Annotated in this window: 15 protein-coding genes; 8 read left to right on the top strand and 7 right to left on the bottom strand. The window is 67.3% G+C overall.

Annotated elements, in window-relative coordinates; genetic code table 11:
* Positions 1 to 34 precede the first annotated feature (34 nt).
* Entirely contained in the window at positions 35 to 820 is a 786-nt protein-coding gene (locus J2Y55_RS27395; protein ID WP_310159722.1) for a YiiX/YebB-like N1pC/P60 family cysteine hydrolase, read from the bottom strand.
* Positions 821 to 1,055: 235 nt separating this feature from the next.
* Here J2Y55_RS27395 and J2Y55_RS27390 point away from each other — a divergent pair, with 235 nt between their 5' ends.
* A complete protein-coding gene (locus J2Y55_RS27390; protein WP_310159721.1) occupies positions 1,056 to 1,622 on the top strand; it encodes a helix-turn-helix domain-containing protein in 567 nt (188 codons plus the stop codon).
* Between the two features lie 23 nt (positions 1,623 to 1,645).
* A complete protein-coding gene (locus J2Y55_RS27385) occupies positions 1,646 to 2,176 on the top strand; it encodes a GNAT family N-acetyltransferase (RefSeq protein ID WP_310159719.1) in 531 nt (176 codons plus the stop codon).
* A 5-nt stretch (positions 2,177 to 2,181) separates the two neighbouring features.
* Here J2Y55_RS27385 and J2Y55_RS27380 read toward each other — a convergent pair whose 3' ends face one another.
* From J2Y55_RS27380 to hrcA, 3 genes are all read right to left on the bottom strand, one after another.
* Positions 2,182 to 2,433 (bottom strand): DUF3297 family protein, encoded by a 252-nt coding sequence (locus J2Y55_RS27380; protein ID WP_092171487.1) that lies wholly within the window; start codon positions 2,431 to 2,433, stop codon positions 2,182 to 2,184.
* A gap of 95 nt (positions 2,434 to 2,528) precedes the next feature.
* Positions 2,529 to 3,137, bottom strand: coding sequence for an ankyrin repeat domain-containing protein (locus tag J2Y55_RS27375; protein WP_310159717.1), 609 nt, complete (start codon positions 3,135 to 3,137; stop codon positions 2,529 to 2,531).
* A gap of 44 nt (positions 3,138 to 3,181) precedes the next feature.
* Positions 3,182 to 4,267 (bottom strand): heat-inducible transcriptional repressor HrcA, encoded by a 1,086-nt coding sequence (gene hrcA, locus J2Y55_RS27370; RefSeq protein WP_310159714.1) that lies wholly within the window; start codon positions 4,265 to 4,267, stop codon positions 3,182 to 3,184.
* A gap of 186 nt (positions 4,268 to 4,453) precedes the next feature.
* On the opposite strand from hrcA, the gene rph reads away from it, so the two are divergent.
* From rph to hemW, 3 genes are all read left to right on the top strand, one after another.
* Positions 4,454 to 5,170: a ribonuclease PH gene (gene rph / locus J2Y55_RS27365; RefSeq protein WP_310159713.1), complete on the top strand. Its 717-nt coding sequence runs from the start codon at positions 4,454 to 4,456 to the stop codon at positions 5,168 to 5,170.
* A 217-nt stretch (positions 5,171 to 5,387) separates the two neighbouring features.
* Positions 5,388 to 6,035: a non-canonical purine NTP pyrophosphatase gene (locus J2Y55_RS27360; RefSeq protein ID WP_310159711.1), complete on the top strand. Its 648-nt coding sequence runs from the start codon at positions 5,388 to 5,390 to the stop codon at positions 6,033 to 6,035.
* Positions 6,032 to 7,234: a radical SAM family heme chaperone HemW gene (gene hemW, locus J2Y55_RS27355; protein ID WP_310159709.1), complete on the top strand. Its 1,203-nt coding sequence runs from the start codon at positions 6,032 to 6,034 to the stop codon at positions 7,232 to 7,234. Before J2Y55_RS27360 ends, hemW begins: the two co-directional genes overlap by 4 nt.
* Before the next feature lie 78 nt (positions 7,235 to 7,312).
* On the opposite strand, the gene J2Y55_RS27350 is transcribed toward hemW, so the two are convergent.
* Positions 7,313 to 8,545: a penicillin-binding protein activator gene (locus tag J2Y55_RS27350; RefSeq protein ID WP_310159708.1), complete on the bottom strand. Its 1,233-nt coding sequence runs from the start codon at positions 8,543 to 8,545 to the stop codon at positions 7,313 to 7,315.
* Positions 8,546 to 8,744: 199 nt separating this feature from the next.
* Between J2Y55_RS27350 and rsmI the strand changes: the two genes are divergently transcribed.
* The 3 genes from rsmI (at position 8,745) to gshB (ending at position 11,058) form a co-directional block, all read left to right on the top strand.
* Complete coding sequence (gene rsmI, locus J2Y55_RS27345; protein WP_310159705.1) at positions 8,745 to 9,656, top strand: 16S rRNA (cytidine(1402)-2'-O)-methyltransferase; 912 nt, start codon at positions 8,745 to 8,747, stop codon at positions 9,654 to 9,656.
* Complete coding sequence (locus tag J2Y55_RS27340; protein ID WP_310159703.1) at positions 9,653 to 10,045, top strand: YraN family protein; 393 nt, start codon at positions 9,653 to 9,655, stop codon at positions 10,043 to 10,045. The genes rsmI and J2Y55_RS27340 overlap by 4 nt, the downstream gene beginning before the upstream one ends.
* A 74-nt stretch (positions 10,046 to 10,119) precedes the next feature.
* On the top strand, positions 10,120 to 11,058 hold the full coding sequence (gene gshB / locus J2Y55_RS27335) for a glutathione synthase (RefSeq protein WP_310159701.1): 939 nt from the start codon (positions 10,120 to 10,122) through the stop codon (positions 11,056 to 11,058).
* A 38-nt stretch (positions 11,059 to 11,096) separates the two neighbouring features.
* Here the strand turns inward: gshB and J2Y55_RS27330 are convergent, their stop codons facing one another.
* Together J2Y55_RS27330 and J2Y55_RS27325 are read right to left on the bottom strand one after the other, a co-directional pair.
* Positions 11,097 to 11,543, bottom strand: coding sequence for a GFA family protein (locus J2Y55_RS27330; RefSeq protein ID WP_310159698.1), 447 nt, complete (start codon positions 11,541 to 11,543; stop codon positions 11,097 to 11,099).
* Positions 11,544 to 11,576: 33 nt separating this feature from the next.
* On the bottom strand, positions 11,577 to 12,353 hold the full coding sequence (locus J2Y55_RS27325) for a HesA/MoeB/ThiF family protein (RefSeq protein ID WP_310159696.1): 777 nt from the start codon (positions 12,351 to 12,353) through the stop codon (positions 11,577 to 11,579).
* Positions 12,354 to 12,381 lie beyond the last annotated feature (28 nt).

Raw genomic sequence — 12,381 nt, 5'->3', positions numbered from 1 at the left:
AGGGTTTGCCGCCAAGGGTTTGCGGCGTTTGCGACTATTCCGCCGCGGCAAGTTGCTGCTGGGCCGGGCAGGGCTCCCGCGCCCAGGTCAGGGCGCGATAGTCGAAGCCACTCTCCAGCGTCGGCTTCACGACTGCAAAATAGGGCGAGATGTCGAAATCGCGCGGCATGTAGAGCGAATGGTGCCGGATATGCAGGATCTCCTCGAAATCCTCCTCGTCCATCGCCTGCGCATATTCGACGGTCGGCAGCACGGGATAACGCGCCGCCTCAAAAGCCTGTGCGATCAGGGTGGAACAGATCGCCCGCGTCGGATCGCCCGAGCCCAGCGCGATCATGCGCCGGCGCCATGATGGCGGGGCCCAGGGGATCGGGATCAGCCAGCGCATCAGATCGAGGATGTTCTTGAGGTCGTACTGGGTGCCGAGCCGCTCCAGCACATAATCGACGACAATGGCGCGGCCCTCGCGGTCAAGCGCCTGGGGACGGCAGATGCGGGTGCCGAAAGCGCCATATTTCGACAGCGGCGAGAGCACGCAGCCGACATCCATCTCGACCTCGGCCAGCACCAGCGGCTCGCCCTGCTCGCTGAACTGCCCGGTCTCCCCGACGTAAAGAGCCGCATGCGACCAGGTCGATTGCGTCAGATACTTGATCGCGGCCGAGACCTTCATGCTGCCTTCGACCAACAGGACATCGCCCGGCCGCAACGCCGATTGCAACCGGGCCAGCGCCTTGGCGTCGACCGGGCGGGCTTCCGGCTTGCCGCGGGTGATGAACCCGACGACGGAACGCCCGAGAAGTTCAAGACCGCGATTCATGGCCGCTTCCCCCGTGTCGCTTCTTTCGCGACCCGCGCCCTTCAAGAGCGTCGTTTGAGGCTCATCAAAGCGCGGATTCCTGAATCTTTCCGAAAACGCGGCCTGTCGCGGCGACCAGACTTGGAAATGTGGTGAAAGCCGAGTTCACGCTGCGTCAGAAGCAAGCGACGACGAAGGCCCGTGTTTGGGCTTGACGTTCTCATATAGTAGAATAATTCTCCGTATCATGGAAATGATGGATGACCTCGAACTCGATCAGCGGCTCGGCGCGCGCATCAAGGCGCTGCGCCAGAGCCGCAGCCTGACGCTCGACATGCTGGCCGAACGCTCGGGCGTCAGCCGCGCGATGATCTCGCGGGTGGAGCGGGGCGAATCGAGCCCGACGGCCGCGCTGCTGGACCGGATCTGCGCCGGCCTCGGCATTGTTCTCTCGGTCCTGTTTCGCGACGAGGGCCATGCCGGCCCGCTCGCGCGGCGCGCCGATCAGCCGGTCTGGACCGATCCGGCCAGCGGCTATGTCCGGCGCAACGTCTCTCCCGCAGGAACAGGCTCGGGGATCGAGATCGTCGATGTCGAGATGCCGGCGGGCGGGCGCGTCCTGCTCGACGCACCGCGCAGCGCCCATCGGCTCGACCAGCAGGTCTGGGTTCTGGCCGGCGAGATGGTGGTCACGCTTGGTGGCGTCGAGCACCGGCTGGCGGCGGGAGATTGCCTGCAGATGCTGCTCGACGGGCCGATCGCCTACCACAACCCCGGCAGCGCGCCCGCCCGCTATGCCGTCGTGCTGACCACCTCCGGCTGAACGCCGCCCAAAGGATGAAACTGATGCCGGTTGATGCCATCGTGATCGAAACGCTCGCCCCGGAGGCCGCCAGCAACGCCATCCCGGCGCTGGTCGAGATCCTGCGCGACAGCGTCGCGAACGGGGCCTCTGTCGGCTTCATGGTGTGGAATACGCCGGAGGATTACCGCGGCTTCTGGACCGGGGTCATCGACGAGGTCGGCGCTGGCCGCACGGTGCTGCTGATCGCAAGGTTGGCCGGGGAGATCGTCGGCACGGCGCAGCTTCAGCTGATCGGCAAGCCCAACCAGCCGCACCGCGCCGAGATCGCCAAGGTGCTGGTGCATTCCTGCGCGCGGCGTCAGGGCCTGGGCGAGAAGCTGATGCTTGCGGCCGAGGAGGCCGCGCGGCAGGCGGGACGCACGCTTCTGGTGCTCGACACCGACGAGGCCGGCGCTGCCCGGCGGCTCTATGGCCGCCTCGGCTGGACCGAACTCGGCACGATTCCCCGCTTCGCCCTGATGCCGGACGGCCGCGATTGCGGCTCGACCTTCTTCTACAAGACGATCGGCTGAGCTTCTCAGGCCTCGGGCGCGGCCTGGCGGAAATAGGGCTCGACCTCGCCCTTGAGCTTCACCGTCATCGGATTGCCGAAGCGGTCCTTGGCGTTGCCGGCGGTGAGGCGCACCCAGCCCTCGCTGACGCAATACTCCTCGACATTGGTCTTATCGACGCCCTTGAAGCGCACGCCGATATCGCGGGCGAGCAGCTCCTCATTGTAATGCGGGCTGTTGGGGTTCGAGGAGAGACGGTCGGGGAGCGTGTCGGTCATCTGATAAAGCCTTGACGTGCAGATTTCGGGCGGCAGGAAGGCCGCGTTGGCGGCAGAGGTAGCGCGAACCGGCGACGATGCCAAATCGAGCGGGTTCAGCCGCCGCCGGCCTGCTCGATAAGCGCCGCCACGGCGCGCTGGCCCCTCTGGCGGGCATGGGCGAGCGGCGACACGCCATCCTTGTCGGCGAGGCTGGGATTGGCGCCGGCATCGAGCACGAGCTTTGCCACCTGCTGATGGCGCGGGCCGCCATCACCGAGGATCACGATTTCCAGCAGGCAGGTCCAGCCGAGATCATTGACGTGATCGAGGTCGATGCCGCTGGTCAGCAGCAGCTTCACGGCCTCGACATGAGCGCGCTCGCAGGCTGGAATCAAGGCGTTGCCGCCATAGCGGTTGCGGATGGTCAGGTCGGGCTTGCGCAGCAGCATCACTGCTATGATCTCGGCACGCCCCAACGCTCCGGCCAGGAGCCAGGGCGTGTCGCGATTTGCGGCCGGCGTATTCGGGCTCGCACCGGCATCAAGCAGGGCCTTGGCGGTCGCGACATGGTTTCCGGCGACGGCCAGCAGAAGGGCGGAACGGCCCTGCGAATCCTGTGCGTCGAGCGGAGCCCCGTCCGCGACGAGCCTGGCCACCTCGTCGGCGCGTCCTGCGGCTGCGGCATCGATCAATGCAGGCCCTGCAGCGGCAGCGCTCGTCATCAGCATCAAACCCAAAAGCGCTGCACGCAGGCAGCCGGCACGCATCACCGCCCGCCGTCGAGCAGCCGCCCGACCACCTTGGCGGTGTAGTCGACCATCGGCACGATGCGGGCGTAGTTCAGCCTTGTCGGGCCGATGATGCCGACGACGCCGACGATGCGCTGCTCAGCGTCGCGGAAGGGCGCGGCCACCATCGAAGAGCCCGACATCGAGAACAACTTGTTCTCGGAGCCGATGAAGATGCGCACGCCGTCGCCGGCCTCGGCCCGGGAGAGCAGATCGATGACATCGGTCTGCGTCTCGAGATCGCCGAAGAGCAGGCGGATGCGCTCGAGATCCTCCTGCGCCTTCAGATCCTCCAGCAGATTGGCCTGGCCGCGCACGATCAGATGGCGGTCGGTCGAGGGGCCCGACGAGGTCGCGATCCCGCTCTCGACGAGCTTGGCGGTCAGCGCATCGAGCTCGCCTTCCATCTCTGCGCGGTGCTCGGCGATCTCGCGGCGCAGATCGCCCAGCGTCTTGCCCATGATGCGGGCGTTGAGGAAATTCGCGGCCTCCGTCAGCGCCGAGGCCGGCAGGCCGGGCGGCAAGGCGAGCAGCCGATTCTCGACCGTGCCGTCATCGGCCACCAGCACGACGAGCGCACGAGCAGGATCGAGCCGGACGAATTCGATATGCTTGAGGCGGGCATTGGCCTTGGTGGTGACGACGACGCCGGCACCGCGCGAGAGGCCCGAGAGCAGGGCCGAGGCCTCTGTCAGCGTCGCATCCAGCGTACGGTTCGTGGCGGCGGCCCTCATCTGCGCCTCGATGCGGGTGCGCTCGTCGGAGGTGAGATTGCCGACCTCCATCATCGCATCGACGAAGAAGCGCAGGCCTCGTTCCGTCGGCAGGCGCCCCGCGGAGGTGTGCGGCGCGTAGATCAACCCGGCCAGTTCGAGATCGGTCATGACGTTACGCACGGTCGCGGGCGAAAGCGTCATCGGCAGCAGGCGGGCGATGTTGCGCGAGCCGACCGGCTCCCCGGTGGTGAGGTAGCCGTCGATGATCTGGCGGAAAATCTCGCGCGAGCGCTGATCGGTCTCGATCAGGCCGCCGGGGGATTCAGGGCGCGGCGTATGGGACGTCATGGAGGCAGCATACCTCTTTTTTGCTCAAGACGAGATTTCTCGATGAGACGCGCAGGATCAAGAGCACGCAGCGGGGGCAATGACGGAGCGGACAGCCCTACAAGTCCAAGGCGCAAGCGCTCTTGCCTTGCCGCCCCCGGCTCAACCGCTTACAAGCCGCCAACTTCGAACAATCAGGATGCTCCCATGCGACCCTCCAAACGCGCGGCCGACGAAATGCGCAAGGTCACGCTCGAACGCGGCGTGGTGCGCTATGCCGAGGGCTCCTGCATGGTCACCTTCGGCGAGACGCGGGTGCTCTGCGCCGCGACGGTGGAAGAAAAGGGTCCGCCCTGGCTGCGCGGCACCGGCAAGGGCTGGGTCACAGCCGAATATGCGATGCTGCCGCGCGCGACGCATGAGCGCAATCGCCGTGAGGTCACCTCCGGCAAGCCCTCCGGCCGCACACAGGAAATCCAGCGGCTGGTTGGGCGCTCACTTCGCGCCGTGGTCGACCTGACCGCGATCGGCGAGCGCCAGATCGTGGTCGATTGCGACGTGCTCCAGGCCGATGGCGGCACCCGCACGGCCTCGATCACCGGGGCGTGGGTCGCGCTGCATGACGCGCTGAAATGGATGGAAGGGCGCGGGATGCTGAAGGGCTCCAACCCGCTCAAGGACCATGTCGCGGCGATCTCCTGCGGCATCGTCGCCGGCAATCCGGTGCTCGATCTCGACTATATCGAGGATTCCGGCGCGCAGACCGACGCGAACTTCGTCATCACCGGCGGCGGTGGCCTTGTCGAAGTGCAGGGAACGGCCGAAGGCGCGCCCTTCTCGGAGGAGGAACTCCTGGCCCTGCTCAAGCTCGCCAAGGGCGGCGTGAGCAAGCTCGTGGCGTTGCAGAAGGCGGCGGTGGCTTAAGGGCAGGAGGCGACGATGGATTGGCTGACGACGCTTTCAGGAGTTGTGGTCGGCCTTGTCATCGTCGGAGCTGTCATTGTTCTGGCCTTTCGAGCTGAGATCAAACCACGCCGAAAGCCGTCCCGATTGGCTGCCCCATCCGGCACTACAGACCACGCCGCGAGTGTCGGAACACCACCGGACAGCGGCAGTCCCTAGAGATGAAGAGGCAAAGACCGTGACCAGCCACCGCCTCCTCACCGGCAAGGTCGTGATCGCGACCCATAACCAGGGCAAGCTGCGCGAGATGCGCGATTTGCTCGGGCCCTACGGCATCGAACTGGTCTCGGCCGGCGAGCTCGGCCTGCCCGAGCCGGTCGAGGACGGCATGATGTTTTCCGAGAACGCCGCGATCAAGGCCGTCGCCGCGACCAAGGCGTCGGGCCTGCCGGCGCTCTCCGACGATTCCGGCATCTGCATCGACGCGCTCGACGGCGCCCCAGGCCTGTTCTCGGCCAATTGGGCCGGTCCGGGCAAGGACTTCGCCCCGGCGCTCGCCCGCGTACAAGTCGAGCTGTCCAAGCGCGGCGCGACCACGCCCGACAAGCGCCGGGCGCATTTCGTCTCGGCGCTGGTGATCGCCTGGCCCGACGGGCATCAGGAACTGTTCGAGGGCCGGGTTTTCGGCGAGATCGTCGATGCACCGCGCGGGCTCGGCGGCTTCGGCTATGACCCGATCTTCCGACCGGACGGCCACGCCAAAACCTTCGGCGAGATGGCCACGCACGAAAAGCACGGCATTCCCGAGGATGGTTCGGCCGGGCTCTCGCATCGCGCGCGCGCCTTCCACGAGCTCGCCGCCGCCTGCCTGAGGAAGCCCTCATGACCAACGCGGCCGCCTTCACCGAGCGGCCAGGCGCGATCCTGCACCCCACCGCGGATGCCGGTTTCGCGGTCTATGTGCATTGGCCGTTCTGCCTGGCCAAATGCCCCTATTGCGACTTCAACTCCCATGTCCGGCATGCGCCGCCCGACCAGGCGCGCTATTTCGCGGCCTTCCGGCGCGAGATCGCCCATCGTGCAGAGCTCACGCCCGGCCGCACAGTCTCCTCGATCTTCTTTGGCGGCGGCACGCCGTCCCTGATGGAGGGCCGTACGGTCGGTGCGATCCTCGATGCGATCGGCGAGCATTGGGCCATCGATCCCCATTGCGAGGTCTCGCTGGAGGCAAACCCGACCAGCGTCGAGGCGGGGCGCTTCCAGGATTTCCGCGCAGCCGGCGTCAACCGCGTTTCGCTCGGCGTGCAGGCGCTGAACGACGCCGACCTCAAGGCGCTCGGCCGGATGCATTCGACGCAGGAAGCGTTGGATGCTGTCGCGATCGCGCGCAAATATTTCGAGCGCTATTCCTTCGACCTGATCTATGCCCGTTCGGTCGGGCAGACACCGGCCTTGTGGCGCGCCGAGCTCGAACTCGCGATCAGCCATGCAGCCGAGCATCTCTCGCTCTACCAGCTCACCATCGAGCCCGACACGGCGTTCGAACGGCTATTCAAGGCCGGCAAGCTCGCGATCCCCGATCACGAGGCGGGAGCAGCGCTCTACGAAGTCACGCAGGAGATCACGGCCAAGCACGGCATGCCGGTCTACGAAATCTCGAACCACGCCAAGCCCGGCGCCGAATGCCGGCACAATCTGGTCTATTGGCGCTATGGCGAATATGCCGGCATCGGGCCCGGCGCGCATGGCCGGCTGGTGACGGCGCAGGGCCGCATGGCGCATTCGACCGAAAAGAGCCCGGAGGCCTGGCTGACCCGCGTCGAGGCGGAAGGGCATGCGCTGGTCGAGGACGAGCTGCTGAACGCCGAGGCCCAGGGCGACGAGTACCTGCTGATGGGGCTGAGGCTGGTCGAGGGCATCGATCCGGCCGTGTTCAAGGCCCTGTCCGGGCGGAGTTTGCGCGAACCCCGCGTCACGAGCCTGATCCTGGATGGGCTGCTGACCCGAAAGCCCGGCGGCAAGCTTGCGTCGACACCCGACGGCGCATTGCTGCTCAACGCGCTGGTGGCTGATCTGGCGGCGTGAAGCGCCGTCATTCTCGGGCTTGACCCGAGAATCTCTGTCACGAGATGCTCGGGTCAAGCCCGAGCATGACGCGAAGGCTTACTGCGTCCTCGGCCCGAGATCGCGCGGGGCGGCGTTGACCGTGACGATCTGGCCATTGCGCAGCTCCAGCACCGCCAACCCGCGCTCGTTCTGGCCATCAGGGCGGAAGCGGAAGACGCCGTCGGCGCCCGCAAAGCCCGAGGCGTTGGTCAGCACGGCTTCCGAGAAGCGCTGTGACCCTTGCGTACGGGCAAGCGCAGCGGCCAATGAGACGGCGTCATAGGCCAGGGTCGCGGTGCGGGTCGGGGCGCTGTTGAAGCGCTGCTGGTAGCGCCCGGCGAAGGCGTTGAAGCCGGCCGTGTCGGGCGAGGCGAACCAGCCACCCTGGATCGCCGCAACGCGCGCAACGGCACCGTCGTTCCAGACGCCAGTGCCCAGCGGCTTGACCTTGGCCGGGTCGAACCCGCCCTGCTGCAAGGCGAGGCCGAGCGCCGGCATGGTGTCGGCGGCGGCCGGCACGAACAGCGCGTCGGCCTGCGGCAGCGACGGAGCAAGCCTGCCGACCGCGGCGCGCATGCTGTTGGCGTCGCCACTGAAGCGCTCGATCGCCACGGTGCGGGCGCCGCGATCGGCGACGGCCTGCTGGAAGGCGGCCTCGACGACCTTGCCATAGGCGGTGTCCGGCACCAGCGCGGCGAAGGATTTCTTACCTTGCGCCGAGGCGTAAGCGATGACGCGGTTGACGTCGTTCTCGGGCGGGAAGGAGAGCAGGTAGACGCCGCGCGTCGCGACATTGCTGTCGCTGGAGAAGGCCATGACCGGGCGATTGGCGGAGCGCGCAACCTGCGCCGCAGCCTGGACGGAAGGCGCGAAGAGCGGGCCGATGATCAGCTCCGCGCCCTCGCGCAGAGCCTCCTGGGTTCCCGCCTGCGCGCCCTCCGGCGTACCGCGATCATCCTTGACCAGCAAGGTCAGGTCGGCGCCGGGGAATTCGGCGAGCGCCATCTCGGCCGCGTTGCGCAGCGAATTGCCGACCACGGCGCCCTGCCCTTCCGCCGTCAGCGGCAGGATGAGGCCGACCTTGACCTTGCCATTGCCGATCGTCTGGCCGGAGCTCGCCGGCTGGCCCTGGGCTGCTCCCGGGGAGCCCGTGTCGAAGCCCGGCATGCCCGAGGGACCACCGCTGCAGGCGGCGAGCGCAAGCGAGGCGAAGACCGCCAGCGCCGGGGTGCGCAGAGACAAGATCGGAGCGAGGTGCCAGGGGCGCAACACGGGGCGATCTCCAGTCATGAGCCGAACTCTGGACCTAAAACTTATGAACCGGTGCGGCGAGAAGCCACCCGATGACGCAGTCCCCCGACCGTCGGGCTTTCCTGCCAGTCCGCCATGGTATTTTCAAGTTGTTAACTCTGAGTTGCGCCTCCCCGATCAGCTCTTCCGCGGGCTGCGGCCGTGGCGAAAGCCGAGCGCTTGTGGCAGCGTGCAACCCATGTCGACCCAACCCTCCACACCCCGCTCTCCCCGCTACACAGCTTTCGGGCTCAAGGCCGAGGCCGAGCCGCTCGCGCCCGGGCTGCACATCGTCGCGACGCCGATCGGCAATCTGCGCGACATCTCCTTCCGCGCCCTGGCGACATTGGCGGCCGCCGATGCGGTGCTCGCCGAGGACACCCGGACTTCAAAGACGCTGCTGGCGCATTACGGCATCTCGACGCCGCTCCTGCCCTATCACGAGCACAACGCCGCGCTGATGCGCCCGAAAGTGCTGGCGAAACTGCGCGAGGGCGGCCGGCTCGCCTTGATCTCGGATGCCGGCACGCCGCTGGTCTCCGACCCCGGCTACAAGCTCGTCGCCGATGTCGTGGCGGAGGGCCTGCCGGTGACCGGTATCCCCGGCCCCTCCGCCGTACTGGCGGCGCTGGTGCTGGCGGGGCTGCCGACCGACCGCTTCTTCTTCGAGGGCTTCCTGCCGCCCAAGGCCGCGGCGCGGCGCGGGCGCCTGACCGAGCTCGCCGCGATTCCCGGCACGCTGGTCTTCTTCGAATCGCCACGCCGCCTCGCCGAGATGCTGGGCGACGCCGCTGCCGTGCTCGGCGCGAGGCCCGCCGCCGTGGCGCGCGAACTGACCAAATATTACGAGAATGTCCGGCGCGGCCCGCTCGCCGAACTCGCCAGCCATTATGACAGCGAGGAGGAGGCGCGCGGCGAGATCGTCGTCATCATCGGCCCGCCCGGGGCTGAGGAGCTGACGCCGGCCGGCGACGTCATCGACGAAAGGCTGCGCGCCGCGCTGGCCGATGTCTCGCTGAAGGAGGCGGTGGCGCAGGTCGCGGCGCAGACCGGTCAGCCGCGCCGCAAGATCTACGCCCGCGCGCTCGAGTTGACCCGCGAGGAGCCTTGAGAGACGCAGCCCGCAGCGCTCGCCGCAGCACTCGCGCAAAGCGCTCGGGCGCGACCGGCAGACGCTCGGAATGGCTGGCGATCCTCTGGCTCTCCATGAAGGGCTACCGGCTGCTGGCGCGGCGCTTCGGCGGCAAGGGCGGCGAGATCGACCTCATCGTCAAGCGCGGCCGCACCATCGCCTTCGTCGAGGTCAAGGCGCGCGGCGCGCTGGAGGATGCGCTCGGTGCCATCACGCCGCAGAAGCGCCGGCTCGTCGAGGCGCGAATCCGGCAATGGCTCGCACAAAACCCCTGGGCGATGGAGCATCATTTGCGGGCCGACGCGGTCTTTCTCGCGCCCCGGCGCTGGCCGCGCCATGTGCCAGCCGTCTTCGAGCTTGTCTTGTAACGCAAGGCATCCCACTTGCCGATGCGGTGCGCGCCGGTCGATAAGGGCGCGCTACACAATCGGAGCGCTCTTCCATGACCCTGAACGTCGCCATCCAGATGGACCCGATCGAGCGCGTCCGCATCGCCGGCGATACCGGCTTCGCGCTGATGCTGGAGGCTCAAGGCCGCGGGCATACGCTCTACACCTACACACCGGATAAGCTCTCGCTGCGCGATGGCAAGGTCACGGCCCGGATCAGGCCGGTCACTGTGCGCGATGTCGAGGGCGACCATTTCACGGCGGGCACCGAGGAGCGCATCGATCTCTCGACGCTCGACGTCGTGCTGCTGCGCCAGGATCCGCCCTTCGACATGGCCTATGTCACGACGACGCATCTGCTCGAGCGCATCCACCCCAAGACGCTTGTGGTCAACAACCCGACCGAGGTGCGCAACGCACCCGAAAAGATCCTGGTCACGCATTTTCCCGAATTGATGCCGCAGACGCTGATCACCCGCGACAAGGCCGAGATCGAGGCGTTCCGCGACGAATTCGGCGAGATCGTGATGAAGCCGCTTTACGGCCATGGCGGCGCGACCGTGTTCAAGACCGGCAAGGACGACCCGAATTTCGGTTCGCTCTACGACCTTTTCGCCGGCATCTTCCGCGAGCCCTGGGTCGTGCAGCGCTTCATGAAGGAGGTCTCGGAGGGCGACAAGCGCATCATCCTGATCGACGGCAAGGCGGCGGGCGCGGTCAACCGGGTGCCCGCGGTGGGTGATCTGCGCGCCAATATGGTGCGCGGCGGCGCGGCCAGGCCGACCGATCTGTCGAAGCGCGAACTCGAGATCTGCGAGGCCATCGGCCCGACGCTGCGCGAGCGCGGCCTGCTGCTCGTCGGCATCGACGTGATCGGCGGCAACCTGACCGAGATCAATGTGACGGCGCCGACCGGTGTGCGCGCGATCAAGAAGCTCGGCGGACCGGATCTGGCGGCGCAGCTGTGGGATGTGATCGAGGCGAAGCGGTAAAACCAGCGCCTGCGCGGATGGCATTCAACCGCCATCCCTCAGGCTTGCGTCAAAGCCTCGGTGAGTTCGGCGAGCGGAGCGGCTTCCGGCCAGCTCGGCACAGTGTCGGGTATCGATATCCAGCGCTGTTTCCGCTTCACCCAGATATGGGCCACGACATCCAGCGCGTCGCTCTCATCGAGCGTGCCCGCCCGTATAATCGCGAGACCCGGCCGGGCACTGTTGGTGTTGTAGATTCGGGTATGGCAAGTTCCGCAGGCGCGCTGGCGTGAGACGCGGCCGCTCGGCGAGGTCAGCTCATAGAGGTCGACGGGCCCAGCCAGGCTCAGCAGATCGTCCGCCACGACGACCTGCTGGCTGAACGCACTGCCCGTCCATGTCTGGCAATCGCGGCAATGGCAGGCATAGCTGGACGGCAGACGCTCGACGGCGAGGCGATAGCGCACCGCGCCGCAGCGGCATCCTCCGTTCAAGCCACCCGCCATCCGCTTGCTCCTGTCCTCCCGCTGGCCCCAACGCTACCGCGTTGTGCCATTCAGCGGATTCCCCGCATCCCAGCCATAGCGCATCGTCTCGAAGCGCATCGTCAGCGCGTCGACGAGCAGGAGCTTGCCGACCAGCGATTCGCCGAAGCCGGTGACGGCGCGCACCACCTCCAGCGCCATCAGCGAGCCCATCACGCCTGCGAGCGCGCCCAGCACGCCGGCCTCGGCGCAGGGCGCGACCGTGCCGGGCGGCGGTTCCTGCGGAAAGAGGCAGCGATAGGTCGGGTTGGGCTTGCCGTCGGGGCCGGCCTCATGCGCCCGGATCGTCGTCAGCGAACCGTCGAAACGGCCAAGCGCGGCGGTAACCAGCGGTCGCCGCTCATGGAAGCAGGCATCCGAGACGGCATAGCGCGTGGCGAAATTGTCCGAGCCTTCGGCGATGATGTCGTAGAAGGCGATCAGCGCGCGGGCATTGTGCGGATCGATGCGGACGACATGCTCCTCGACCACAACGTTGGGATTGAGCCCGCGGATGAACTCGGCCGCGACAACGGCCTTGTGCTCGCCGATGTCGGCGGTGCTGAAAATGGTCTGGCGTTGCAGATTGGAGAGCGAGACGATGTCGTCGTCGACGATGCCGATCTTGCCGATGCCCGCCGCCGCCAGATATTGCAGCAACGGCGCACCCAGGCCGCCCGCACCAATGACCAGGACCCGGGCATTCTTCAGCCGATTCTGGCCCGGCCCGCCGATCTCCGGCAGCACCAGATGGCGGGCATAGCGCTCGATCTCAGCATCGTTCAGGCTCATCCCCTAGGGTTAAGCCGATCCTGCTGCT

Source organism: Allobosea sp. BE125 (assembly GCF_031456075.1).
Taxonomy (GTDB): domain Bacteria; phylum Pseudomonadota; class Alphaproteobacteria; order Rhizobiales; family Beijerinckiaceae; genus Allobosea.
The sequence above is the reverse complement of the archived record's forward strand: the minus strand, read 5'-3'. Positions and strand labels throughout refer to the sequence as shown.